This window comes from Kitasatospora mediocidica KCTC 9733 (assembly GCF_000744225.1).
GTDB classification, from domain to species: Bacteria; Actinomycetota; Actinomycetes; order Streptomycetales; family Streptomycetaceae; genus Kitasatospora; species Kitasatospora mediocidica.
The window spans coordinates 800,784-823,774 of sequence record NZ_JQLN01000006.1; the positions used below are offsets into that span (position 1 = coordinate 800,784).

Annotated in this window: 23 protein-coding genes and 1 tRNA gene; 13 read left to right on the forward strand and 11 right to left on the reverse strand. The window is 71.2% G+C overall.

The annotated features are described in order from the left end of the window. Positions 1-142 precede the first annotated feature (142 nt). The 4 genes from BS80_RS29905 (at position 143) to BS80_RS43670 (ending at position 2,559) form a co-directional block, all read left to right on the forward strand. Positions 143-388, forward strand: coding sequence for a hypothetical protein (locus BS80_RS29905; protein ID WP_035803896.1), 246 nt, complete (start codon positions 143-145; stop codon positions 386-388). A 53-nt stretch (positions 389-441) separates the two neighbouring features. Continuing rightward, positions 442-630: a hypothetical protein gene (locus tag BS80_RS29910; RefSeq protein WP_157536671.1), complete on the forward strand. Its 189-nt coding sequence runs from the start codon at positions 442-444 to the stop codon at positions 628-630. Between the two features lie 739 nt (positions 631-1,369). Then, positions 1,370-2,437 (forward strand): hypothetical protein, encoded by a 1,068-nt coding sequence (locus tag BS80_RS29915; protein ID WP_035803902.1) that lies wholly within the window; start codon positions 1,370-1,372, stop codon positions 2,435-2,437. Further along, entirely contained in the window at positions 2,437-2,559 is a 123-nt protein-coding gene (locus BS80_RS43670) for a hypothetical protein (protein WP_269676128.1), read from the forward strand. Before BS80_RS29915 ends, BS80_RS43670 begins: the two co-directional genes overlap by 1 nt. A 33-nt stretch (positions 2,560-2,592) precedes the next feature. Here BS80_RS43670 and BS80_RS29920 read toward each other — a convergent pair whose 3' ends face one another. Next, positions 2,593-2,844, reverse strand: a complete 252-nt coding sequence (locus tag BS80_RS29920) for a hypothetical protein (RefSeq protein ID WP_157536672.1) — start codon at positions 2,842-2,844, stop codon at positions 2,593-2,595. On the opposite strand from BS80_RS29920, the gene BS80_RS29925 reads away from it, so the two are divergent. After that, positions 2,843-4,462: a restriction endonuclease fold toxin-2 domain-containing protein gene (locus BS80_RS29925; protein WP_157536673.1), complete on the forward strand. Its 1,620-nt coding sequence runs from the start codon at positions 2,843-2,845 to the stop codon at positions 4,460-4,462. The two genes, BS80_RS29920 and BS80_RS29925, sit on opposite strands and share 2 nt — an antisense overlap. A 34-nt stretch (positions 4,463-4,496) precedes the next feature. Continuing rightward, complete coding sequence (locus BS80_RS29930) at positions 4,497-4,877, forward strand: hypothetical protein (RefSeq protein WP_035803912.1); 381 nt, start codon at positions 4,497-4,499, stop codon at positions 4,875-4,877. Between the two features lie 109 nt (positions 4,878-4,986). On the opposite strand, the gene BS80_RS29935 is transcribed toward BS80_RS29930, so the two are convergent. After that, the gene (locus tag BS80_RS29935; RefSeq protein WP_051967360.1) at positions 4,987-5,922 is read right to left on the reverse strand and encodes a hypothetical protein; all 936 of its coding nucleotides are present in this window, start codon (positions 5,920-5,922) and stop codon (positions 4,987-4,989) included. A gap of 607 nt (positions 5,923-6,529) precedes the next feature. Here BS80_RS29935 and BS80_RS29940 point away from each other — a divergent pair. Then, positions 6,530-7,804, forward strand: a complete 1,275-nt coding sequence (locus BS80_RS29940) for a glycosyltransferase (RefSeq protein ID WP_232246695.1) — start codon at positions 6,530-6,532, stop codon at positions 7,802-7,804. A 229-nt stretch (positions 7,805-8,033) separates the two neighbouring features. Continuing rightward, positions 8,034-8,125: transfer RNA gene (locus BS80_RS41255), tRNA-Gln, on the forward strand. A gap of 198 nt (positions 8,126-8,323) precedes the next feature. Here the strand turns inward: BS80_RS41255 and BS80_RS38225 are convergent. The 3 genes from BS80_RS38225 to BS80_RS43920 form a co-directional block, all read right to left on the reverse strand. After that, a complete protein-coding gene (locus tag BS80_RS38225) occupies positions 8,324-9,106 on the reverse strand; it encodes a hypothetical protein (RefSeq protein ID WP_157536674.1) in 783 nt (260 codons plus the stop codon). A 201-nt stretch (positions 9,107-9,307) separates the two neighbouring features. After that, complete coding sequence (locus tag BS80_RS38230; RefSeq protein ID WP_051967362.1) at positions 9,308-10,297, reverse strand: helix-turn-helix domain-containing protein; 990 nt, start codon at positions 10,295-10,297, stop codon at positions 9,308-9,310. Next, the gene (locus BS80_RS43920) at positions 10,287-10,715 is read right to left on the reverse strand and encodes a LacI family DNA-binding transcriptional regulator (protein ID WP_157536675.1); all 429 of its coding nucleotides are present in this window, start codon (positions 10,713-10,715) and stop codon (positions 10,287-10,289) included. The genes BS80_RS38230 and BS80_RS43920 overlap by 11 nt, the downstream gene beginning before the upstream one ends. A 30-nt stretch (positions 10,716-10,745) precedes the next feature. Between BS80_RS43920 and BS80_RS29960 the strand changes: the two genes are divergently transcribed. Together BS80_RS29960 and BS80_RS29965 are read left to right on the forward strand one after the other, a co-directional pair. After that, complete coding sequence (locus BS80_RS29960) at positions 10,746-11,033, forward strand: DUF6400 family protein (RefSeq protein ID WP_051967425.1); 288 nt, start codon at positions 10,746-10,748, stop codon at positions 11,031-11,033. After that, positions 11,020-11,262 carry a hypothetical protein gene (locus tag BS80_RS29965; protein WP_035804330.1) on the forward strand — a complete coding sequence of 81 codons (243 nt, stop codon included), beginning with the start codon at positions 11,020-11,022 and terminating at the stop codon, positions 11,260-11,262. The genes BS80_RS29960 and BS80_RS29965 overlap by 14 nt, the downstream gene beginning before the upstream one ends. A 22-nt stretch (positions 11,263-11,284) precedes the next feature. Here BS80_RS29965 and BS80_RS29970 read toward each other — a convergent pair whose 3' ends face one another. After that, positions 11,285-12,598: a Tim44 domain-containing protein gene (locus BS80_RS29970; RefSeq protein ID WP_051967363.1), complete on the reverse strand. Its 1,314-nt coding sequence runs from the start codon at positions 12,596-12,598 to the stop codon at positions 11,285-11,287. Positions 12,599-12,964: 366 nt separating this feature from the next. On the opposite strand from BS80_RS29970, the gene BS80_RS29975 reads away from it, so the two are divergent. Further along, the gene (locus BS80_RS29975) at positions 12,965-13,870 is read left to right on the forward strand and encodes a spherulation-specific family 4 protein (protein ID WP_035803919.1); all 906 of its coding nucleotides are present in this window, start codon (positions 12,965-12,967) and stop codon (positions 13,868-13,870) included. A gap of 33 nt (positions 13,871-13,903) precedes the next feature. Here BS80_RS29975 and BS80_RS29980 read toward each other — a convergent pair whose 3' ends face one another. Continuing rightward, complete coding sequence (locus BS80_RS29980; protein ID WP_035803921.1) at positions 13,904-14,122, reverse strand: hypothetical protein; 219 nt, start codon at positions 14,120-14,122, stop codon at positions 13,904-13,906. 950 nt (positions 14,123-15,072) lie between these two features. Between BS80_RS29980 and BS80_RS29985 the strand changes: the two genes are divergently transcribed. Continuing rightward, positions 15,073-15,474 (forward strand): transglycosylase family protein, encoded by a 402-nt coding sequence (locus BS80_RS29985; protein WP_269676129.1) that lies wholly within the window; start codon positions 15,073-15,075, stop codon positions 15,472-15,474. 289 nt (positions 15,475-15,763) lie between these two features. On the opposite strand, the gene BS80_RS38235 is transcribed toward BS80_RS29985, so the two are convergent. Both BS80_RS38235 and BS80_RS29995 read right to left on the reverse strand, forming a co-directional pair. Beyond that, positions 15,764-17,575: a ricin-type beta-trefoil lectin domain protein gene (locus BS80_RS38235; protein ID WP_051967364.1), complete on the reverse strand. Its 1,812-nt coding sequence runs from the start codon at positions 17,573-17,575 to the stop codon at positions 15,764-15,766. A gap of 37 nt (positions 17,576-17,612) precedes the next feature. Further along, positions 17,613-19,007, reverse strand: a complete 1,395-nt coding sequence (locus BS80_RS29995) for an extracellular catalytic domain type 1 short-chain-length polyhydroxyalkanoate depolymerase (protein ID WP_035803923.1) — start codon at positions 19,005-19,007, stop codon at positions 17,613-17,615. Between the two features lie 365 nt (positions 19,008-19,372). Here BS80_RS29995 and BS80_RS30000 point away from each other — a divergent pair, with 365 nt between their 5' ends. Continuing rightward, positions 19,373-19,798 (forward strand): arabinofuranosidase catalytic domain-containing protein, encoded by a 426-nt coding sequence (locus tag BS80_RS30000; protein WP_035803925.1) that lies wholly within the window; start codon positions 19,373-19,375, stop codon positions 19,796-19,798. On the opposite strand, the gene BS80_RS30005 is transcribed toward BS80_RS30000, so the two are convergent. Both BS80_RS30005 and BS80_RS30010 read right to left on the reverse strand, forming a co-directional pair. After that, on the reverse strand, positions 19,773-21,608 hold the full coding sequence (locus BS80_RS30005; protein ID WP_035803927.1) for a glycoside hydrolase family 15 protein: 1,836 nt from the start codon (positions 21,606-21,608) through the stop codon (positions 19,773-19,775). The genes BS80_RS30000 and BS80_RS30005 overlap by 26 nt on opposite strands. Before the next feature lie 732 nt (positions 21,609-22,340). Further along, the gene (locus BS80_RS30010) at positions 22,341-22,946 is read right to left on the reverse strand and encodes a TetR/AcrR family transcriptional regulator (RefSeq protein ID WP_035803929.1); all 606 of its coding nucleotides are present in this window, start codon (positions 22,944-22,946) and stop codon (positions 22,341-22,343) included. Between the last annotated feature and the right edge of the window lie 45 nt (positions 22,947-22,991).

Sequence of the window (22,991 nt, forward strand, 5' to 3'; positions counted from 1 at the left end):
CGCCCCAGCCGGCCAGGCCCAGGCAGCCGGACCCGCCAGTTGCCCAATCCCGGTCGGCCACCGACACCGCACGGTGTGCGAACCAGGCTCGATCCCGGCAACGCCCGGTGCCCCGCCACCCGTGCCCGCTACCGTGAACACCATGACGATCCAGCTGGAACTGCCCGAGCAGCTCGAACAAGGCATCACCCGAGCCGCAGCCCACGCCGGCATGAGCGTGCAGGACTACGTGCTCAGGGTCCTGACCGCCGACCAGGACGCGGCCGGCGGCAGCCGCCAGGCCCGCATCGAGCGAGCCGGTGCGCTCGCCCGGACCTCCTACCAGGCCTGGACCGCCGCAGGCCGCCCCGAAAGCGGCACGATGACCATGGACGAGGTCTTCGGGTGAGCGAGCGTCACCCGGCACGCTTCTCCAACGAAGCCGGCCAGACCATCCGTGCCATGCCCGCACACGTTCGCGATCAGCTGCGCAGCGCCCTGGAGAAGGCCGAGACCGACCCCTACGCCTGGCCCCAAGGCGACCGCTACGACGAAGACCCGACCGTCCGAGTCGTCACCACCGCCGACGCAATCGCGCACTACGTCATCCTGCCCAGCCACCTTCTTGTGTTCGCTGCTCTCCAGTTCTGACCCGGCCACCCAGGCCATCGGGAACGGCACATGACACCCGGCCCGGCCAACTCCAGAGAGACAGGCCCGTCGCCGCGCTGACCCCTACGCCTCTCACCCGCAGAGGCGGCCTCAAGGGCCACACCCCACGCCCGCGCTCCTACGACGTCTCCCCGGCCGCCGAGGCCACCGTGCTCCACCTTCCAGACGTTGGAGCCCTTCACCCATACGTGCCTCTGACCACGAGTCCGCCGCACGTCCGTGGTCGGCCAGGGTCCGGGGGTGTAGCTCGCGTGGAGGGACGGGATTGGCAGGGAAGGAACTGAATTCCGGGCCCTGCAGGCGGCCGACAGTGTTGGCAAATCGCTCCGCGCGCGCCGCTGCGCCGCGCGCAGTCGGATGCCACCGCGAGCAGTTCGCCCGTGCCCCGTGCGGGCGTTGCTGTGAGCAGCTGCGGCAGGGCTGCGGCCAGCAGCGACCACACGTGCGGAGAACTGCCCGCCCCGGGGATCTTCGAGCGCGACCGGGACTTCGAGCAGCGCCTCACGCCACCGGCCACCGGGTGGCGGGAGCGGACCGCCTGCGGGTTCGTGCGCGGAGCAGGGGTGTTGACCGGCCTGCTTATCCGCTGTGTATCCGGGCGCACCACGATGCCTTTCGAGCGGCCGCCGCAGGTGGGCGCGGCCCGGGGCTGTCGGCGTGGTGCGGTTGTGCAGATGCCCGTGGTCCCGGGAAGAGGGTCAGTGCGAAGGAGTTGTGTGTGATCGGGTTCGAGATCGAGATCAGCCTTCCCGTCACCGACGGGTCGGGACAAAAGATCGCCGGGGACACCAAGCTGGCGGAGAGCACCGCCCGCTACCCGAACTCGGCTGCCGGAAAACCGTACTTCCGGGTGGTGTCGGACTCGCGGAGCCTGCCGCAGGGCAGGGGTAAGTACTCCAACCTGGAGTTCGTCACCAAGCCCTGGGCGGTGGTGGGCGACGGGCACACCACCGGGCTCGCGGGGCTCCTGGACACCTTGGCGCGCATCCGGGCGGTCCGGGACGCGTTCTACGCCGCGGGGGCGGTGAAGCTGGCCGACTCGGCCGGCGGCCTGATCACGATGCTGCCCAAGGGAGCGGGCGCCAAGCTCGCCCCCGGCAACGGGTACCGGGAGCAGGCGGGCACGGTCGGCAACGGGGACGGCCTGTTCGTCCACTACTCGGTCGGCGTGCCGCTCAGCGGCATGGCGACGTTCTTCGACCGGCTGCGCACGGCGGCGCCGCTGCGCGAATCCGCTCCCCTGCAGGACGCCCGGCACCGGCTGCAGCAGGCGAACGACTTCGCCGAGGAGGCGGCCGAGGCGTTCGTGGCCCGGAGCAGTCTGAAGGCGGCGGTGCGGCGCGATGTGCTGTTCAGTGCGCAGGCGCAGCGCCGTCGGGAGGTACTCGGCTACCTTCAGTTGGTGTTCATGCAGGTCACCGCGTTCGCCGACCACGCCGACGAGGTCGAGAAGGGGGAGAAGGACTCGGGCATCAAGAACCGGACCGTGGTGCTGAGCCGCTCGCAGCTCGCCGACGTGTTCGGCCTCCTCGATCCCCTGGTGCAGAGCTACCTGCGCGACAACCACGACAGGCTCACCACCCTGCTCGCCGACAAGTACCACGACGAGGGGCTCGCGGAGAAGAAGCGGACGTTCTACGAGGAGGCCGTCCGCGCCGTCGGGGACTTCACGCCGGTCATGCTGCTCGACTACACGACGGCGGCCTTCACGGGGCAGACCGCCATCGCGCAGCAGCGGGTCTTCGGGGGATGCGCGAGATCGCTCCGCATCCGGAGGAGGAGGTGATGATGGTTCCGTTCGAGATCCGCACCTTCGGCGGCAGGCTGAAGAGTTGGGCGCAGATCGCGGCGGACCTCACGGACCTGTGCGACTGGGTGCAGAGCTCCTACGAGCTCGGCAGGGCCTGAGCGGCGGCCGCCCCGACCGCCCCCGTTCTGAGCTCAGTGCGTGAGGGCAGTCGTGACACCGCTCGCGTCGCTCGCGCCGGTGGGAGCGGCCCAGCTGTTCCAGGTGCCGGCGGTGTGGTCGCCGTCGGTCTCCTGGAGGTGGTGGTCGGTGGTGGTGACGAAGACGTGGTTGACGTTGTCGGCGGAAGCGGCGAGCCGGTAACAGGTTCGAATCTGTTGGGAGGCGGTGACGGGGGCCGGTGTTACGGTCTGGGGCAGACCGTGCACATCTAGGGGGAGTGTCATGGCAGGGGGATTCCACGTCGTTCCGCCCGACATGCTCATATCGTCCGCCGGCTTCACCGACCTGCAGACCTGGGCTTCCCAGATGCACCGCGGCCTGGTCGGATCGATGGACGACGCCGCCGGGATGGCCGGGGACGACGATGCCGGCCACAGCTTCGCCGCGAAGTACGATCCGGTGGCGCAGTCCGTCGTCACCGCCGTCGGGCAGGCCGTCGCGCAGCTCGGCGGCACTGCCAACGGCCTGTACACGATGGCCCTGAACTACATCAAGACCGACAGCGACATCGCGGCCGCCCTCATGCAGCCCCAGCAGCTGCCGGCCGAGAGCAACCCGGCCTGCGACGAGGATCCGCTCAACGTCCAGATACCTTCGGCCGTGGGCCACAACAGCTCCACCGTCGACGAGATCATCGCCCAGTTCTGGCCCCAGGGCGACCCCGACAAGCTCCGCAAGGCAGGATCCGACTGGCAGAAGCTGGGCCAACTCGTCAACGCCCTCGGCCTCCAAGGCGACAAGCAGGTCCAGACCGTCACCGCAGGCAGCACCTCCGCGGCCGTCGACAGCTTCACCGCGAACTGGGCCACGATGTACCAGGACTGCTCCGTGCGGGGCCCGCTGCTCAACAGCATCTCCGACGCCGCCTCCAAGCTCGGGGCCGCCTGCAACTCCTACGCCCAGGCCGTCGACGACCTGCGCTCCAAACTTGAGGACCTCGCCACGGGCGCCGGCGTCGTCGCCGGCGTCGGCATCGCCCTGACGTTCTTCACGTTCGGCGGGTCGGACGCCGCGGCGGCCGCCGGTGATGCCGCGATAGCCGCCGACGCCGGTGCCGCGGCGGCCGCGATGACGGCGGAGATCGAGGGAAGCGCCGAACTCGCCGTACTCGCCGAGGCCGAAGCCGTCGTCAACGCGGCCGCCGCGAGCCTCGCCCCGATCACCACCGCCGCCGTGGTGACAGTCGGAGGCACCGCGCTCGCCCTCGCCTCGGCCCCGAACGCCATGGCTGCCACCACGCCCCCCGGCGGCCCGGTGCCGGGGGGCGGCGTGATCGGGCCTGTCGCCCCTGATCCGAACTCCCCGTTCCCCGACCTCACACCTACGCAGGAGACCGACTTCCGCCAGTGGATGGCGCAGATGAACACCGACGGCCGCACCATGAGCGTCGCGATGCCGCCGGCGCTCAACGCGAAAGGCAAACCGACCAAGCAGCAGATCATCGACGCGCGCGCCTACCAGCTGCGCATCGCGGGCGACACCGAGTACAGCCTGTACACCACGATCGACCGGGACAACGCGCAGGGCGGCCAGTTCAACATGAACGCCGACGGTGTCCGCCCCCAGGACGGCGCGGCGATCGACGCCAAGTACGTCAGTCAGCAGCCCGGCAACTGCTCCCCGTACCGGCTCGACAATGTCGACAACGTGCCCGAGTTCCTCTACAACCAGAACGAGGCCGACCAGCAGTGGGAGATGCAGCGCTACGGTTCCGCGATCAACGACCCGCGCAACAAGGTCAACCATCTGGAGATCGACACCAACGATCCGAAGGCCGCGGCCTACTTCGAGGCGATGCGCCTGGCGTACGGCGTGCCGGGGCAGACCCGTATCGTGCAGTGACCGCGAACACGACCGGCACAAGGGGACAGAGCCGATGTCAGGCAGCTACTACGTGAGTGCGAACGAGGCGCAGGGCGCGCGGTGGGCCTTCACCGCCGACGACCTGGCGCGAGTCGCCGTCGAACTCCGGCCCGACGCCATGGTCTCCGCACCGTCCGGCTCGCACGGGACGGTCGAGATCCTGCTGCCGGGGGAGCGGCGCGACCACAGCGTCCTGTATCACAGCGGCAAGCCGGTGCTGGTGTTCCGCGAACAGGACGACCTCGAAGCCCCGGCCGCCATGGTGCTCCAGCTGCTGCAGCGGCTGGCGCCGGACGTGGCCACCGTCTGGTTCGCGGACTTCGAGGGCGTGGTCCATGCGCTCGACGTGGCCTGCAGCGTCGATGACTTCATCGACGAACTCACGTCGGACTAGAACGCTCAGGCACGGTGCCGGGCCGGGCCCTTCGTGAGCCGGTGGGGGAGGCCCGTGCCGTTACCCGCGGAAGACCCGGGAACGGCACGGCACGGCGTGCGAGGGTGGGTCAGCTGACGGGGCCGCCCGGCGTGATCACGCAACCGCCGTCGTTGTTGCTCCACAGCGGCTGCATGGCGAAGGTTCCCGTGGAGAGCGCCACCCGCTGGAAGTTGCTCTCACACAGGTCGCCGATCTCCTCGCCGTTGCTGTCCACCCAGCCGCTCGACGGCTGCGGATCGGTGACCGACTCGGCGAACTCGTGCCCCTCGACGATGCTGAACGCGTCCAACGTCCCGCCCAGGGCCGAGTTGGGGCAGCGGCTGCCGCTCGGCGCGTCGAGCTGGTAGGGCATGTTGGTGTACGAGACGCTGCCCGTGTAGTCGTGCCACGCGCAGAAGCCGGAGGACGGCCAGCCGTCGGGGTGGGTGCCGTGCGGGCTCATCACCACGATCTGGGCGTCCGGGTTCCCGGTGACGCCGAAGTGCGCGGCGGCCTTGTCGGCCTCGGAGGCGATGCTCTGCTGCCCGGCCGACGTCGGCGCCTTGGCCCGGTTGTCGTTCCAACTCCCGGCGAGCACCGGGCCGGTGAAGGTCGGACCGGTGCCGCTGGAATCCGTGTACTGCGTCGTGCTGCTCGACCAGGTGTCCGAGCTGGTGCCGACGCCGTTGAACAGGCTGGTCATGTACGGCTTGACGCCGTTGGTGTCGGTGTTCCACTGGGATCCCCAGTAGACGAGGTAGACCTTGGGGGAGTGCTGGACCGGGCCGCCGCCGTACTGCATCCCGCTCGAAGCCGCGGCCGGGGAGGCGCCGTACCGGTTGCCGGTGGGGGAGGAGTGGCCGGACACCGCGTGCGCGACGGCGTTCGGGACGGCGTTCGGGCTCTGTGCGAAGGCCGCGGGCGAGCCGCCGAGTTGGACCGCCGCGAGCAGCGCGGCAGCCGCCGTGACGCCCAGCGTGGCTGCGGGCCGTCGCAGGGTCCGGGAGGGGAAGGAGAGTCTCATGGCACTCGCATTTCGGGAGATCGGTGGAGAGGCGGAGGTGTGTGCGTTCCGTTGCGGGGGTGGCGCGGGTCAGTAGCGCGGCACGGCCGGCCTGGTGGTGGTGGAGTTGCGCCGGCCCTTGGCGTCACGGTGCTGGACGCTCGCGGGTCCGAAATGCGTGCCGGGGTGGGCACGCGGGCGGGCAGCTGCGGGCGCGGCCTGGGCGGGGGGCGGCGAGCGCGGTGGCTGCGGTGGTGGTGGCGAGTGCGAGGGACGCCGCGGCCCCGGCCATGCGTAAGAGGTGTCGGGCCATGGTCGATCTCCTGCCGACGTGGGGGATCCACGGAGCGGGGGATCAGCCTGGGGTGCTCCGCGCTCCGCACTTGTTGGCCAGCGTCGACCTCCCCCAAGGGAGTTGAGAAGAGTGGCGGTCCTGCATGAATACGCCATGGCGGGAACATGCCAGCTGTGCAACCGGCCCCGAGCCGGCGCCGAGCCGGCGCCGAGCCGGTCGCGGGCCGAAAGCCCCGAGGACGTCAGCCCCCGTTGAGTGGGCCGATCACCCTGACCGCCGACGCCCTGCGCGGCGTAGCCGCCAGCGGGTGACGTCTGCGGGACAATGGCGGGCATGCGAGTGGCGGTCATGACGGCGGGTTCGCGCGGGGACGTGGCCCCCTACACCGGGCTCGGCCATGCTCTGGTGCAGGGCGGACACCAGGTCACGCTCGTCACCCACACCCGCTTCGCGCCGCTCGCGGCCGCGGCAGGCATGGAGTTCCACGCCCTGCCGGTCGACCCGCTCGCGGAGCTTCGGTCCGCGCGCGGGCAGGCCCTGCACCGCAGCAGTACCGGCGCGGGGAAGCTGCTGCGGGTCATCGCCCTGGCCCGATCCGCGATCGACCGGACGACGGACGACCTGCTCCAGGCCGCCCGCACCAGCGACGTCCTGCTGCTGTCCAGCTCGCTCGGCCCGCTCGGCCACACCATCGCCCAGGGGCTCGGACTGCCGAGCATCGGCGTGTACCTCCAACCACTGGCTGCCACCGGCGAGTTCGCACCCCCGGTCACCGGCACCCGCTCCTGGGGGCCCCTGGGCAACCGGGCGGCCGGACGGGCCGTCAACGCCGCCGTGGACCGCATCTTCGCGGACACCGTCCGCACCGTGCAGGCCCGCCTCGACCTCCCCCGCCACGGGCCGCGCGCAGCCCGCCGGGCCCGCGAGCGCCAGGACTGGCCGATCTTCCACGGTTTCAGCCCCCTGGTGGTGCAACGCCCCCGCGACTGGCGCCCCGGTCTTCGGATCGCCGGCTACTGGTGGCCCCACGACCCGCCCCAGGCACAACTCCCGGACCAGCTGCGCGCCTTCCTGTCCGCCGGACCGCCACCGGTCTTCGTCGGCCTGGGCAGCGCCACCGTTCCCGATCCCGAGCGGCTGAGCCGGACCGTCGTGCGCGCCCTGCGTGCGGCCGGACTGCGCGGGGTGATCCAGCGTGGCTGGAGCGAACTGTGCTTCGAGGACGAGGACATGCTCACCATCGACGAGGTGCCGCACCAGCTGTTGTTCCCCCACATGGCCGCAGCCGTCCACCACGCCGGGGCGGGCACCACCGCAGCCGCCCTGCACGCGGGTATCCCCGCCGTCCCCCTGCCCGTCCAGTTCGACGCCGCGTTCTGGGCCGCCCGCCTCACCGCCCTGGGCGTCGCCCCCGACGCGATCCCGCTGCGCAGACTCACCGCCCAGGCCCTGACCGCGGCCCTCCTCCAGGCCACCACCGACCCCTCCTACACCCGTCGCGCCCAGGCCCTGGCAGCCCGCATCCGCCAGGAGGACGGCGCCGCCCCGGTCGTCGCCGCCGTGAACCGCCTGGGCACCACCCCGGCACGCCGCCCGACAGCGGACTGAGACGTACGCGGGCAGTCGTCATGCCGATGCCGAAGCGCCGGGGGAACCGTGGACGATGCAACGGGCACGTACGAGGCGCCGTGGTACTCCGCGGGGCCGGTGCCCGGCGGCGGCGAGGGGAAGCGGCGTGCCGACGGCGGGTCAGTGCGGTGTCAGAGGGGCGTCAGGTGGGTGGCGGATAGTCAGGGGCGTGAGGAGGGGCCCGCGGGACAGGGGCCTCGCCGAGCGGGGAGAGGTGCCCGGAGTGGTTGATCGGGGGCCGGGGCTCTGGTCCTGGTCGGGTCCTTGTGGCCCACGCAGGTTCGAATCCTGCCTTCTCCGCCCGTCACCGGCCTGCCCGGGACAGCGGTCCGCCGCAGCTCCAGGCACGGGTCCTGGAGCTGCGGCCCTGCGCCTTCAGCCGGCCGTCGCGCGGCGCGTTCATCGGCGCGGCGAGGCGCTGCCCGAGCAGGGCTGCCTTCCGGCCGACCGGGGGTCACCCGGCCCGGCGACCTCCCGGCGCGGGGGTTTTGGGGCGGATCAGCTGTTGCTCAGCTTCTCGGCCTGGTACATCCCGCACGCCGTGGACTGGAAGTAGCCGGCCGAGACCCAGTAGCCCGCCGGGATCGGCGAGTCCGTGCACACGGTGATGCCGTTGTAGACGGTGCTGAGGGTGCCGCCCAGGTACTGGCCGCAGCTGCTGATCGTGCGGTTGCCGGTGATCACGTAGCCGGCCGGGACCGGCGAGTTCCCGCAGAACGACATGCCGTTGTAGGCGGTGGTGATGGTCGCGGCCTGGTAGATCCCGCAGGCGCTGAGCGTGTAGTTGGACGTGATCGCGTAGGTGCCGGGGATCGGCGAGTTGCCGCAGATCTGGATGCCGTTGGCCACGGTCCTGATCACTTCGCTGTAGTACTGGCCGCAGGGACCGGACGGCCCCTCCGAGGTGATCACGTAGCTGCCGGGGATCGCCCCGTTGCCGTTGCCGCAGATGGTGATGCCGCTGTAGGGCGTGTTGAGGGTGCCGCCCTGGTAGCTGCCGCAGTTGTTGGTCGTGTAGTTGGCGGTGAGGACGTAGCCACCGGGGATCGGCGTGTTGTCGCAGATCGCGATCCCGTTGTAAGGGAGCTGGATGGTCTCCGTGAGGTAGCCGCCGGTACAGGCCGAGGTGAGCGATTCCGAGGTGATCACGTAGCCGGGCGGCACCGTCTGGCTGCCGCACACGGTGGCCGCCTGCGCGGCGCCACCGAACCAGACGAGGCCTCCGGCCACCATCGCCAGCACGGCGACCAGACGGCCCAGCCATATTCCTGCGAATTTCATGCGTCCCCACTTCTCTCGTCCCGGTCCGGGCGGACCGGCCATGACCAGCCGTCATGGCCGAGCGGTCGCGGCCATGCGGTTCGGCACCCACAGTGGGGCCCGGTGGCGCGGTAGCCAACACCGACCGGGCTCGGACAAACAATCGCGGAAAATCGCCGCTCTCCCGCCCGCCCGGTCTCCCGGCCGAATGAGCCGCCGGGTTCAGCCGGTCGGAGCAGGGCTGCTGCTCACCCAGCCCTGATTGGCGTCCACGGAAGCCAGCGGCGCGACCGACGTGCCGCCGGCGGTGCCGAAGGTGACACAGACCGGGGTCGCGGTGTCGACCACGACCAGCGGGTTGCGCGGGCCGGTGTCGAGCTTGGCGAAGAGCAGGACCGTGCCGCCGACCGCCTGCGCCGGGTCGCCCGGGTTGACGGTCACCGAGTGGCGCCAGACCCACTGCCCCCAGGTGACGGTGGTCGGTATCTCGGCGGACTGCGCGGTGGGCACGGCGAGCTGGACGTAGACCTGCCCGGTGAAGGTCTGGGTGTACTGGTAGACCCAGTGGGTCCGGGCCTGGCATCCGGAGCCCGCGGCGGCCCACGGCGGCGGCGACGGCGCGGGGACGACCACGACGGAGGGCATCGGGCGGGGGACGGCCGCGGCCGCCGCCCCCTGGCCTGCGTCCCTGGGCAGGAGGGTTCCCACCGGCACGCCGACGGCCACCCCCAGCACCAGGGCGGCGAGTGTCCGCAGGCGCGACGGCAGCCTGGGCGGCCGGTGGCGAGGCGTCAGCGGCGCCGCCTCCGCCGTGGCGTGGCCCCCGGACGCCGGGACGGACGGGAGGCCGGGGGCGGTGTCGGGCTCATGCACCGCCGCCCGCGCACCGGCCGCCGGTACCCCTTCCGCCGCCTCGGGGAGAGGCTGAGGGACGGGCGCCCGGCTGATGGCGGCCTGCGCCGTCTCCCAGGACTCCCGCCACGGGCCCGTCTCCTCGTGACCGCAGGCGTTCACGAACGCCTCGACGGTCGCCCAGGTCGGGAACTGCACCCCGCCGGCCGCGTCGGAGAGCGCGGAGATGGAGCGGTGTGCCCGTCGGCTCATGGTGGCGAACGTGGGATTGCCGGCAGCTTCGCGAGCCGCCCGCAGCAGTGCGGCGAACTCCGCCACCGGGCCGCCGGATATGTCCAAGTCGCGCTGTCTACGGCCCATCCCTGCTCTTTCCGGTCGAACTCCGCCACGCCGGTCGGTACTCTGGCACGTCCGTCGGCGGCGCGGATAGCACTTTTCGGCCGACTACCGGCGACCGCCCTGTTCGGCGGCACCCGCCGAAGGTGTGCAGGTAGCCCATCTCGCGGGCGGCGTCGTCGCCCGTGTTGCCGACCAGCAGGGTGTAGCCGTTCGCCCAGGCCTGGTCCTCCAGTCCCCGGGCCGGCTCGGCGAAGAACGGGTTGGCGCTGTCCGCGATGATCAGGCCGAGCGTCATCGTGTGACTCATCCGGAGCGAGCGGGCCGGCGCGTTGGGCCGGTAGCCCAACGCCTTGACCGCCGCCGGCACCCGCTCCCGGGTCGCCGGAGCGACGCCGGGCGGCCGGTGCGCCCGCCGCTGTTGCCGAGAACACGTTGACATCGAAGTAAGGCTTGCCTAACCATGGCGACCATGGCTTCGAACACCGCCCCCGTCACCGGCCCGGCCGACCCGTCACCGCAGCTCGTGGACTTCTCCGTCGACCTCACCGCCGACGAGCTGCGCCGCCGCGCCGAGGTGGTCGCCGCGCTCGGACCGGACTGGGACCCGCTGGCCGTGCTGCGCGAGGAGCGCGCGGCCTACGCGCTGCTGTACTCGGGGCTCGACGCCGAGCAGCAGCGGCTGCACGACGACCTGGTGGCGGCCGGCGTGCTGCCCGCCGCACCGGACGAGGGGCCGAACCGTGCTGCTGCCCATTGACCCGCTGGCCGACATCGGCCGCCGCGCCTGGGTGCCCTGCCCGAGCTGCGACGACGCCCGCGACTGCGTCCCCTGCGGCGAGCGGCGCCACTGCCCCGACCACTGGCGCTACCTGATCTCCCACACCGGCAGCCTGCTGCACCTCCAGTGCCCGGGCTGCACCCACCACTGGGACCACGAGAGCGGCTTCGGCGCCACCCGCGGCCCGAGCCCCGGCGGGCGCGCCTGACGGTCGCGTCGCTGGTACCCGGTTACTCCACGTCGGCGGCGATCACGGTCCAGGCCTCGGCCGACGTGTCGTCCAGCCGCAGGTCGAACGCGAAGGGGATCGGCCTGCGCCGGTGCGGGTCGCCGCGGAGCACCTGCTCGGTGCGCCGGTCGACCTCGTAGCAGACGCCTTCCGCTTCGACCGCGACACGGAAGACGATCGGGGCGCGGGAGACGAGTGAGCGCACGGTGACCGACCTGACGACGGCATCACGCATGACCGTGCGATGGACCGTGCGCACGGACGTGAAGTCCAGGCTGCCGTCGTTCATGACCCATTCCTCGAGGAACCGTTCGACGGCGACCTCGAGCACCGCCCTGTCGAACCGGCCGTCGAGCACGCTCAGATCGCCGACGGCGGCGTCGGCATCCGTGCTCCACGAGACGTTGGTGAGCGCCAGGATGTCCGTGGCTCCCTTGGCCGCGGTCCGTCCGGCCACCTCGAGCACCGCCTCGCGGGCCACCTCCCGCTGGTCCCAGCCGTCCGTCTCGATGGCGTCGGTCAGGTGGTGCGCGCCCTCGGCCGCCTGCTCCACCGTCGACACGATCCACGCTCCGTCCCGGCTCTTGCGAAGCGTCCAGTACTCGACCGGGCGCGTCGAGCCGTCCTTGCGCACGGCGTCCGGGCCGTGGTCGCGGCGTACGTAGTCCCTGAGCGTCGCGGTGACCCGGAAGGTGACGGTGTCGTTCAGCTCGCCTGCGCGATTGGCGACGTCGACCAGCTCGACCACCGGCCCGGAGACGATCTCCACGACGTTGGTCTCGCCGCGGGACGCGTAGTCGCGCAGCTCGTCGGCCCACTTGCCGTAGAGCACCGGGGACAGGATCTGCTGCAGCGTGGCGTGGTCGTGCCGGCTCCAGGCCTGCTGGGCGGTCACGTACAGCCAGACGGCCCGGCGCTCGAGCGCGGCGCGGTCGAAGGTCGCGTCCAGGTCGGCGACGGCGTCGACCCGGGCCCCGACCTGGGCGGCGCGCTCGCGCGCCTGCGCGTCCGCGCGGTGCGCCGTACGGTCCGACACGGTGTTCAGGCCGACTGCCTGCCGTGCCTTCCGGCGCCGGTACGCGAGCCACAGGACCAGCAGGAGGACGGCGACGACCACCAGGAGGGGGAGGAACCCGGCGCCACCGGTTCCGGCACCGTAGGGGAGTCCGCCGCCGGTCCACCCGTGCGAGCCGCCGCTGTGACTGCCGCCCCCGCCGCCGTGGCTGCCCCCGCCGCCGCTGAACCCGTGGCTACCGCCCCCGCCGCGGGCATACGCGCCCGTAGGGCTGCTCAGCGCGACGACGCCGGCAACCACGGTTATCCATCGACGGGCGCGCACGGGCCCCCCTTTCCACCAGCAGAACTGTTCCGCGTGAGCCTACAAGCCGGGGCGCCCGGGGAATTCCCGGGGCGTGGCGGTCTCCGGGTCCTACCGGCGCGCGCACCCGCCGCCCCGGCCGGCCTGACGGCACCGCCGTCACTGTCGAACGTCCGACCAGTACATGCCCAGGTGAGCGAGCGATCGGGCTCTCCGGTGACGCCGGAGGGGCCGAAGGCGGCATCCGGGCCACCGGCGGCCGCGGGATGCGGTAGGAATGGCGCAGTCCCACGCGGAGTCACCGGAGTGGCCTGTCCCGCGGTGGTTCCGGACCGCTGCCTGCCGACGCCCCCGAGAGGCACCATGCGTCACCTGACCAAGCGACTGGCCTCACTGCTGATCGGCGGCGCGCTCACCGTGGCGGTGGGTGGCAGCACGGCCGCCACGGCCGACGGCCGGGCCGGCGTCGGTGCCCGCGGTCTGGAGGTCGCCGTTCCGGCCTACGCGCTGCCGGGCTCCGCGATGCTGACGGCGGCACTGTCCGCCTCACCCGCGCCGGCCGTCGTGGTGCTCAACCCGGACAGCGGAGACGCCCCGTTCGACGCGGCCTGGCAGGCCCAGGCCGACGCCCTGCGCGGGCGCACCACGGCGGTCGGCGGCCGGACCAAGGTGCTGGGCTATGTCAACACCAGCCATGGCGCCCCTTCGCTGGACGACGTGGAGGCGGTGGTCGACAACTACCTGAGGACCGCCGACCACCGGCTGCACGTGGACGGCATCTTCTTCGACCAGACCGGACGCGACTGCGGCGACGCCGACGTGACCCGCAACTACTACGCCACGCTCCGCAGTTACGTCCAGGAGGCGGTCTACCGGCTGGACCCGGACGCGCGCGACCTGGTGGTCGACAACCCGGGCACCGCGGTCGCGGACTGCTACCTGGAGGCCGACCACCGCACCGCGGACGTCTTCGTCACGTACGAGGGCAGCTACGCCGACTACACCGGCGGCGGCTGGCTGGGCGGCAACGTCTTCAACGACGACGCCGGCTACTACTCCGGCGCCGCCTTCGACCCGGCGGGGACGTCCTTCTGGCACCTCGTGGACGCCGTACCCGACGCCGCCGCGATGCGCACAGCCCTGGACACCGCCTTCACCCGCGGCGCCGGCTACGCCTACGCCACCGACGACGACCTCCCCGACCCGTGGGACTCCGAACCGAGTTGGGGCTTCAGCTCGGAGACCTCGCACGCCGCCGCACTGGGCTGAGCGGCAGCACCGGGTACGTGGTGCCCGGCGGGCTCACCCGCCGGTCAGTGAGCCTGCCGCCGCCTGGGCCGCCGACTGCACCACGGCGATGCCGGCGGACTCGGTCGCGTTGCCGTCCGAGAGCGCCGAGATCAGCAGCTCGTGCCCGTCCGGGAAGGGGCCGCCCCGACGGCCACCACCAGCACCGTGCTCTCCTGCCCCTGACCCGGCGCCGAGGCCCCCGCCGTCGGCGGGGCGCGCCGCGCGCGGCATCCCGGCCCCTCGCCGGCACCCCCGCGGGCCACGTCCGGGCCGAGTACCGACCCGACACCGAGTAGTCCGGGCCGTCCGGTCCGACCAGGACTGTCGCGTCGTCCCAGCCGAGGCGAATGGTCCGGCATAAATTTCTGACGCACAGTCACAACGCCTGTATGTCACGAAAGTTGACCGAAGCGCCGGGGCAGCGGTCGCCCGGGTGGAACGGGCGCGGCCGTCGGCGAGGGCGATTTTCGGCCGGGGTCCGGTCACCTCGTTGACCGTCGGCGGGATCCGGCGATGGGCTCTCCTAGGACCCATCGACGGGGGCGGGGGGTGGGTCGGGCAGTCGTCCCGGGGAGGACCGATCACCGTGAGACCGATCGAACCGGTACGTCGTGTTCTCCAGCGGCGCGGCCGACGTCGCGCCGGGGCAGCCTGCCAACGGCGCGTACAACGTCTACCTCCGTTGAGGGCCAGGCAGGCGGCTTTGAGCGCATCGGGCGTCATCGGGGTCGGCGTCATGGCAGCCACTCTGCCGCTGCGCACCGACGCCCGGCGCGGTCGGGTCCTGAAGGGGGCGGGCGAGTCCCGGTGCGCTGCTGCGTGTGTGACCTGCTTCATTCCGGGGCCTTGATCGACGGGTGCTGGGGTGGGCTGGGTGTGGGGTGCTGCTCACGCTGGGTCGACTTTGTGGCGGGCCTCACGCGGGGCGGTCGGTGACGGCGGCCACATTCGGGGTGCGGGGGGTGCTCCGAGGGCCGGTTCTTCGGGGGCGATGCCCGCGCTTACCGCCGGTAATGGGCCTCTGAGCTGGGTGTTCGTGTGGAAACCTTGTGGCGGTGCGGGGCTTTGCGTAGCTTCGGTTGCAGCGGCGAGCACGACAGGCCGTCGCACCTTCCCCGAACGACACCGCTCTGCGGGCCTGGTTCCGTGTGCCCGTGTTCGGTACTTCCGAGAGGATCCGCATGACCTTCCGTAACGAGACCACCGCTGCCACCACCGCTGCCACCCCTGCCTCCGCTCGTCGGCGCAACCGTGTGCGGATCGCTGTGCTGGGCGGGGCGCTGGCCGTGGTGCCGGTTGCGGGTCTGGTGACGGCTACCGCTTCGTCGGCCGCGCCGGTGAGCACGTGGGACAAGGTCGCGCAGTGCGAGAGCACGGGGAACTGGTCGATCGACAGCGGCAACGGCTTCTACGGCGGTCTGCAGTTCACGTCCTCGACGTGGGCGGCCTTCGGCGGTACGCAGTTCGCGCCGCAGGCCAACCAGGCCACGCCCGCGCAGCAGATCTCCATCGGCGAGAAGGTGCTGGCGGCGCAGGGGCCCGGTGCCTGGCCGATCTGCTCGGTCAAGGCCGGCCTCTCCTGAGCCCGACCGCCTGAGCCCGACCGCCCGAGCCTGACCGCCCGAGCCTGACCGCCCGAGCCTGACCGCCCGAGCGGCTGAACGACCCCCGTGAAGCGCCCGACTGCCCACCGTGCAGCCGGGCGCTTCACGCTGTCGCGCCGGGCCTGGCGCGTCGGCCCCGGCGAGCGCGTTCGGGATCTTGGATTCCCAACCGGCCCGGTGCCCGTCGGGACGGGCCTCGCGGCCGGGCCGCGCGCCCAATCGGGCATCAGTCAGATCACGGCTACTCCTGGTAGCCCTACGGTTCCGGTCAGGCCGGCTTCCACTCGTAGGTGGCGATGCCGTGGGCGGGCAGCGAGTCGCTGATCTGCTGTGCGCCCCAGGTGGTGCTGAACGACTGGGCCGAGCCGGAGGTGTTGTCGACGATCAGCACGAGGGAGCCGTCGGGGTTGCGGAACGCGACGTCGTCGAGGTTCGCGGTGATGGTCGAGGCGATGCGCTTGGCGCCGGGGAGCACGAACTTGCTGAAGTGGCCGACGGAGTAGTAGCCGGCGCCGTAGGCCACGTTCCCGGTGCTCTGGTCGATGGTGACGAGCGGGGTGCAGGCGTTGCAGCCGCCGGGGATCACCGGGCCGTTGTCGCGGTCCTCGGCGATGTTCCACATCGTGGCGGACCGCGCCCAGTTGCGGGTGCTCTGGATGAAGGTCTCGATCGCGTTCTGCGGGTCGATGCCGTCGGAGCACTCGGTCTCGTAGGTGTCCTTGGCCGGGAAGGCGGCCTGCATGGTCCCGAGGGCGTCCAGACCGCCCGCGTAGCAGTGCCAGGCCGTGCCGGACAGGTACTTGGCGGCGCCGGCGTCCCGCATCAGCGGCTCGGCGTAGTCGCTGAGCACATTGGTGTTGAAGTCCGTGCCGAGCACCGCGGGCGAGAGGTTCGCCTGGGCCAGCGCGGGGCCGAGGTTGTTGGCGACGAAGGCGGCCTCCTGGGGCTCGCTGAGCTCCATCCCCGGGTAGGCGGAGGCGTAGGCCGGTTCGTTCTGCGGGGTGATCGCGTAGATCGGGACGCCCTGGGCGGCGTAGCCCTGGAGGAATTTCACGAAGTACTGCGCCAGCGGTCCGTAGCTCGACGGGAGCAGCGTTCCCGCGTGGTTGGTGTTGTTCATCTGGCCGTTCGCCTTCATCCAGCCCGGCGGGCTCCACGGGTTCGCCATCAGCTTCAGCCCGGGGTTGAGCGCGAGCGCTTCCTTCAGGTCCGGAACGATGTAGTCGAGGTCGTGGCCGATCGAGAAGTTCGCCAGCGCCGGGTCGGGGCGGGTCCACTGCTGGTTGGACTGGCCGCTGCAGCCCCAGAGTTGGGCCGGCGAACCGTTGCCGGTGGACGCCCCGGTGACGTCGAGGCACAGACCGGACTGCAGGCCGGTGATCGTGCCGTTGCCGGTGAGCTTCCACTGCTGGTTCGGCTGGCCGTTGCAGGTCCAGAGGATCACCTTGGTGCCGTTGGCCGTGCCCTGGCCGTTGGCGTCCAGGCACTTGCCGGCGATCTGCAGTTGCCCCGCCGCGGTGTAGCCGAACTGCTGGTTGGCGTTGCCGCTCGTGCAGTCCCAGATGTAGACCTGGGTGCCGTTCGCCGGGTTCCCGGTGTCGTCCAGGCAGCGGCCGGAGCCCACCCCGACCGTGCTGCCGGTGGAGACCGAGAGGCCGTCGTCGTAGGAGTACGGCTGCGCGGTGGCGGAGAAGTCGGAGGAGCCCATCGGCACCCGGACCCAGCTCATGCCGATGCCCTGGCTCGGGTTGAACAGTGCGTTCATCAGGTTGGTGTGCGCGGTGCCGCTCAGCTTGTCGGAGATCAGCCAGGCGGAGGTGTCCGTCATCGCGGCACCGAAGCCGACGATGCTCTGGAACGTCTGCGTGTCATCGACGCTGATGGTCCCGGGACCGGACGAGGCGGTGAAGGCGAGGTCGCTCTGCTGCGTCAGGTGCTGGCTCAGGTCCGAGGTGGTCAGCCATTTCTGGACCGGCTGACCGGCGGCCGAGGCGGGCGGTGCCGGCAGTACCGCCAGCGTGAGTCCGAGCGCGCCGGCCAGCGAAGCGGCCAGGCTGACGCGGCGTATTCCCCTTGACATCGGTGTCGGGCCTCTCAGTTGGGTACGGGTGGGCCGGTTAGCCGAGGGTCCACTGCTGGTTGCTGCCGCCGTCGCACGACCAGAGTTCGACCGGCGCGCTGTCGGCGGTGGAGGCTCCGGTCACATCGAGGCACAGGCCGGAAAGGACGCTGGTGACGGTGCCGTTGGCGTTGAGGTTCCACTGCTGGTTGGTCTGGCCGTTGCAGGACCAGACGATCGCCTTGGTGCCGTTGGCGGTGCCACGGGCGTTGGCGTCCAGGCACAGGGTGGCGCCGCCGAGCGTGAGCGTCAGCTCGTTCGACGAGGTGTGTGTCCAGGTCTGGTTGGCCGCGCCGGAGCAGCTGTAGGTCTGCTGCTGGGTGCCCGCTGTGGTGGTCGCGTTCGGGTCGTCCAGGCACTTGCCCGCACCCACCGCGTGCAGCGCCCCGGTGCCGCCGGTGCTGGAGCCGCCGCCGTCCAGCCCCATGAAGTGGATCGCGTAGGCGGCCATCGGCGTGCCCTGGACCGGAAGTTGGTGGCCGGCGCCGCCGATGCTGTAGCTCTCGACCTGGGGGGTGCCGGGGCTGCTGTCGTACCGGGCCCGATTCCAGTTGGTGACCGGGGTGTCAGTCGACGACGGGCTCTGGCTCACTCCGAGCACGTTCGTCCACTGCTTGGTCTCCTCTGCGAGGTTGTTGTGGTTCAGGGTGGTGTCGGCGGTGCCGTGCCACAGCTGCACCCGGGGGCGCGGCCCGGTGTAGCCGGGGTCGGCGCCGCGCACCAGGTCGCCCCACTGCTGCGCGGTCAGCGAGACCTGACCGCCCGCGCACGGCCCGTTCCAGCCGCGCACCGTGCCCGTGTAGAAGCAGTGGTAGGGCACGCCCATGAAGGCCGCGCCCGCCTTGAACACGTCCGGGTAGTCCGCGAGCATGACGTTGGTCATCATGCCGCCCGACGACTCGCCGGTGACGAACACGGCGTTGGGGTTCCCGCCGTAGTGCTGCTCGGTGTACGTGATCATCGACATCAGCCCGACCGGGTCGCTGCCGCCGTTGCGGCTGAGCGCCTGGTCGGACGAGACGTCCCAGCAACTGCCGGCGGGGTTGGTCGAGGGGTAGATGACGAGGAACCCGTACTGGTCGGCCAGCGCGGCGAAGTCGGTGCTGGAGTAGAGGTAGGGCCCGGAGCCCTGGCAGCCGTGCAGGGCCAGGAGGATCGACGGGTTGGCCTTGACACGATTCGGCACGTAGAGCGACATCTGCAGGCCGGTCGGGTTGGTGCCGAAGTTCGTGATCTGGGTCAGGGATGCGGCAGTGGCCGGGGATGCTGCAGCGGCTGGGGATGCGGCGGGCAGACCCACCCCGATCGCGACGCCGACCGCCAGGAGCACGGCGAGCAGGCGGGATACCAGACGGGATACCAGACGGGATGTGAGGCTCTGGGGGCGCAGCATGGCATCTTCCTCCGCGGGCAGCTGGGGGGCGTCGGCAGGTGTGGAAGTCACCGGACGCCCCATGGGAGTTCGCGGTGCTGGTGGGGCACCGCGGCGGGGTCATCGAGGAGCGGGTCCGTCGCACGGGTCGCAGGCCCTCAGCCGGTTCGCCGGAGCGGAGTGAGCGCTCACAATCCCGATCGTGCACCCGCGGCTGTCGAGTCCCTGGTTCCGAACATGTTTCGGACTGATGACGCTGCATCAATGATCGTGACCTGTCAAGGAGTTGTGGCGGCCGCTCGCGCTCTCCCCGGCATCGTGGCTCGTCGGGCCGGGTGTCCCGCTGTGAAATTTACGCAGGCCAGGGGTGTGAGTGCCGGCCACCGATGCACCAGCGCCCGTCCTCGGTGCCCACCGGTTCACGCCCGGTCAGACCGGCCATTGTGCTGGTGCTGGTCCTCGCGCTGGTGGTGGTCGCCCTCGGCGACCGGGCCACCGCGAGCGGTCCCGCACCGAGGGCGGCCGCCGCCGCGACGGCACTGCCCTGCGACCTCTACGCGGCCGGCGGCACGCCCTGCACAGCAGCCCACTCCACCACGCGGGCGCTGTTCGCGGGCTACAACGGCCCGCTCTACCAGGTGCAGCGCGCCTCCGACCACGCGTACCACGACGTGGGCCTGCACTCCGCCGGCGGCTTCGCCGACGCGTCGGCCCAGACGTCCTTCTGCGCCGGGAGCTCGACCGAGACCCCGCCCCTCCGTTCCCCGAGGACGAGCGGAATCCGTGTCAGCCCAGCGCACGGTCGAGGTTGAAGGCGGCGCTGATCAGCGAGAGGTGCGTGAACGCCTGCGGGAAGTTGCCGAGTTGCTCACCGGTCGGGCCGATCTCCTCGGCGAACAGACCGAGGTGGTTGGCGTAGGTGAGCATCTTCTCGAAGGCGAGCCTGGCCTCCTCCAGCCGGCCCGCGCGGGCCAGCGCCTCCACGTACCAGAAGGAGCAGATCGAGAAGGTGCCCTCGGGACCGTGCAGGCCGTCCGGGCTGGTGGCCGGGTTGTAGCGGTAGACCAGCGAGTCGGAGACCAGATCCGTGGTGAGGGCGTCCAGGGTGGAGAGCCACCGGGGGTCGGTGGGCGAGATGAACTTGGCCATCGGCATCATCAGCAGCGACGCGTCCAGCTGCCCGTCGTCCAGGACCTGCACGAACGCTCCCCGGTCGACCGACCAGCCGCGCCGCATGATCTGGCGGTAGATCGCGTCCCGGGACTGGCGCCAGCGGGGCAGGTCGGCAGGCAGCCCGCGACGGTTCCCCATCCGCATCGCCCGCTCCAGCGCCACCCAGCACATCAGCCGCGAGTACACGAAGTCCCTCCGGCCCGCGCGGGTCTCCCAGATCCCCTCGTCGGGCTGGTCCCAGTGCTCGCAGAGCCAGTCCGCCATCGCACCGACCTCGTCCCAGCGCGCGCTGCTGATCGGCTGTCCCCACTTGTCGTACAGGTAGACGGAGTCGATCAGGGCTCCGTAGATGTCCAGCTGGAGCTGGCCGGTGGCGGCGTTGCCGACCCGGACCGGTGCGGAGCCGAGGTAGCCCTCCAGGTGCGGCAACTCGTATTCGGGCAGCTCGGTGCGCCCGTCGATGCCGTACATGATCTGCAGCGGTCCGGTCGCACCCGTGCCGCGCATGATGCCACGCTCGCCGAGGAACCCCATGAACGCCTCGGCCTCCGAGGTGAACCCCAGGCGCAGCAGCGCGTAGACGCAGAAGGCGGCGTCGCGGACCCAGACGTACCGGTAGTCCCAGTTGCGCCCGCCGCCGATCTGCTCGGGCAGGCTGGTGGTCGGTGCGGCGACGATCGCGCCGGTCGGCGCGTAGGTGAGCAGCTTCAGCAGCAGTGCGGAACGGTTCACCATCTCGCGCCACCGCCCGTGGTACTGCGAGCGGGACAGCCAGCGGCGCCAGAACCGGACGGTCGCGTCGGCCTGCTCCTGAGCCTCGGCGTGCGGACACGACCGGGCCGGGACGTCGTCGCCGATCTGGTCGAGGGCGAACACGTGGGACTCGCCCTCCAGGAGTTTGAAGTCCGACCAGACGTCCTGGCCGTCGCTCTCCAGGGGTGCGGTGGCGGTCAGCGCGAGGGTCAGTGACGGGGAGCGGAACACCGCCTCGTGGCCATCGAGGTGCGTGGTGTGCGCTTCGGTGCCGTAGCCGAAGCGCGGGGCGATCCGCGCCCTGAACGGGAGCGCTCCGCGGACGCAGAGCACCCGTCGGATCAGCCGGTGCCGGGCCACTTCGCGCGACTCGTCGACTACGGGCATGAAGTCCTGGATCTCCGCCACCCCGTCCGCGGCGAAGAACCGCGTGATCAGGACGTTCGTGTCGGGGAAGTAGAACTGCCGGGTGCGGGTCGGGACCTCGGCGGCCAACTCGAACGACCCGCCCCGGTCGGCGTCGAGGATGGACCCGAAGACGCTGGGCGCGTCGAAGCGCGGGCAGCAGTACCAGTCGATGGTGCCGTTCGTGCCGACCAGGGCGGTCGTCCGAAGATCGCCGATCAGGCCGTGCTCGGAGATCGGTGTGTAGCGGCGTTTGTCCGACTGCTCGAAGCCGGTCGTGTCGAACGCCATGTCGCTCTCCCTGCCGCTGCGGCGCGGGCTTCGAGGTGGAGTCTTGCTTTCATGCTAGATCGCTGTTCGAGGCGGAGGCGGTGTGGAGCGTGCGGAGCAGCCCCTCGTGTGACGTCGGCTGGACCCGGCTGAAGCGCGCTCTGCCCTCTAAGAGCGTCCGCCAGTAGGCGTTGAGCTGGGCTATCGGATGCGGGGGCTGGGCGGCGGGTGTCTTGCCGGTGGGTATATCAGGCTCGGATCAGGCTACGGACGGTGATGACGGCCGTGCCTCAGGTGGAGGACCGCATCGCCGCCGCTCGGCGGGGTCGTGCCGCTCTGCCTCAACGCGACGATGAGTCCGAGGAACTGCATAAGCGGGGCCAGGCCAGAGCCGTCGGGCGGCGCGCGGAGGGTGGCCTGGTGGCATTGCTACGCATCGTTCAGCGGCCCATGGCGGAGTCCACTCGGCTACTTGCAGGGCTGCCAGGCGCGCCCGGCAGCTGCGCAGGGCGAACTCGGGGGAGACGTCGGCCGTGTTGGTGACGGACGCGACCAGGTCGCTCATCTTCAGCGGTGGCTCCGCCGCGTGAGTGGCTGCTGGGGGCCCAGCGGCACCCTCGGGAGAGGGGCACCCGTTGGTGAGCCGCGGGGAAGCCCACGGGCGACTTGTCCTAGCTGTCACGGACGGCCCCAGGCCGGTGGCTTCGGGGACCATCCGGGGGTTGCCCTTCTATCGGGACCGGTCTTCGAGTCTCAAGTCCGGATGGCAAGGGCGAGGACGGTATCGATTGCAACTTCGAAGGGGCGCGTACTCCGTTGTACCTGGGCGAGTAGCAGTCCGCCTTGCAGGGTGGCGAGCATCGTGGTGGCGAGGGCGTCCGGGTCGATGCCGGGTGCGAGCTTCCCGTCGGCGTGAAGCGATGTGAGTCCTTCGCTGATGGCAGCTGACCATCGCTCGAATCCGGCGGCGATGAGGGCTCGGGCCTCGGGGTCGCTCTCGGCGAGTTGGCCGCCGAGCGAACCGAGTGGGCAGCCGCCCTTTGCCTGGCCGTGCTTCACCCCGGCGATCAGCATGTCCCGCCAGGCTGCGACTCCGTCTTCACTGCTGAGCGCCTGCCGATTGTGATTGACGAGGGTGTCGGCTTGGTAGTCGATGACCGCCTGCAGGAGCTCGTTCTTGTCGGGAAAGTAGTGGTAGAGCTGCGAGCCGCTGACCTCCGCTGCCCCCTTGACGTCTTCCAGGGTGGTACCCGCGACTCCGCGCTCGTGGATCAGGGCCGCAGCCCCCTCCACGATTCGGCCCCGGACGCGCTCGCCCTTCGCGGTGAGCCGCGGCCGATCGTTCGTCTTGTTCGCCATGCACCCATGGTAGCGATTCTGAGTTTGACAGCCCAGTCTGACCCG

Coding starts and splice junctions, on each gene's coding strand:
- BS80_RS29905 (WP_035803896.1), top strand. CDS start 143: ATGACGATCCAGCTGGAACTGCCCGAGCAGCTCGAACAAGGCATCACC.
- BS80_RS29910 (WP_157536671.1), top strand. CDS start 442: ATGCCCGCACACGTTCGCGATCAGCTGCGCAGCGCCCTGGAGAAGGCC.
- BS80_RS43670 (WP_269676128.1), top strand. CDS start 2,437: ATGATGGTTCCGTTCGAGATCCGCACCTTCGGCGGCAGGCTGAAGAGT.
- BS80_RS29925 (WP_157536673.1), top strand. CDS start 2,843: ATGGCAGGGGGATTCCACGTCGTTCCGCCCGACATGCTCATATCGTCC.
- BS80_RS29920 (WP_157536672.1), bottom strand. CDS start 2,844: ATGACACTCCCCCTAGATGTGCACGGTCTGCCCCAGACCGTAACACCG.
- BS80_RS29930 (WP_035803912.1), top strand. CDS start 4,497: ATGTCAGGCAGCTACTACGTGAGTGCGAACGAGGCGCAGGGCGCGCGG.
- BS80_RS29935 (WP_051967360.1), bottom strand. CDS start 5,922: ATGAGACTCTCCTTCCCCTCCCGGACCCTGCGACGGCCCGCAGCCACG.
- BS80_RS29940 (WP_232246695.1), top strand. CDS start 6,530: ATGCGAGTGGCGGTCATGACGGCGGGTTCGCGCGGGGACGTGGCCCCC.
- BS80_RS38225 (WP_157536674.1), bottom strand. CDS start 9,106: ATGAAATTCGCAGGAATATGGCTGGGCCGTCTGGTCGCCGTGCTGGCG.
- BS80_RS38230 (WP_051967362.1), bottom strand. CDS start 10,297: ATGGGCCGTAGACAGCGCGACTTGGACATATCCGGCGGCCCGGTGGCG.
- BS80_RS43920 (WP_157536675.1), bottom strand. CDS start 10,715: ATGTCAACGTGTTCTCGGCAACAGCGGCGGGCGCACCGGCCGCCCGGC.
- BS80_RS29960 (WP_051967425.1), top strand. CDS start 10,746: ATGGCTTCGAACACCGCCCCCGTCACCGGCCCGGCCGACCCGTCACCG.
- BS80_RS29975 (WP_035803919.1), top strand. CDS start 12,965: ATGCGTCACCTGACCAAGCGACTGGCCTCACTGCTGATCGGCGGCGCG.
- BS80_RS29980 (WP_035803921.1), bottom strand. CDS start 14,122: ATGCCGCGCGCGGCGCGCCCCGCCGACGGCGGGGGCCTCGGCGCCGGG.
- BS80_RS29985 (WP_269676129.1), top strand. CDS start 15,073: ATGACCTTCCGTAACGAGACCACCGCTGCCACCACCGCTGCCACCCCT.
- BS80_RS38235 (WP_051967364.1), bottom strand. CDS start 17,575: ATGTCAAGGGGAATACGCCGCGTCAGCCTGGCCGCTTCGCTGGCCGGC.
- BS80_RS29995 (WP_035803923.1), bottom strand. CDS start 19,007: ATGCTGCGCCCCCAGAGCCTCACATCCCGTCTGGTATCCCGTCTGGTA.
- BS80_RS30000 (WP_035803925.1), top strand. CDS start 19,373: ATGCACCAGCGCCCGTCCTCGGTGCCCACCGGTTCACGCCCGGTCAGA.
- BS80_RS30005 (WP_035803927.1), bottom strand. CDS start 21,608: ATGGCGTTCGACACGACCGGCTTCGAGCAGTCGGACAAACGCCGCTAC.
- BS80_RS30010 (WP_035803929.1), bottom strand. CDS start 22,946: ATGGCGAACAAGACGAACGATCGGCCGCGGCTCACCGCGAAGGGCGAG.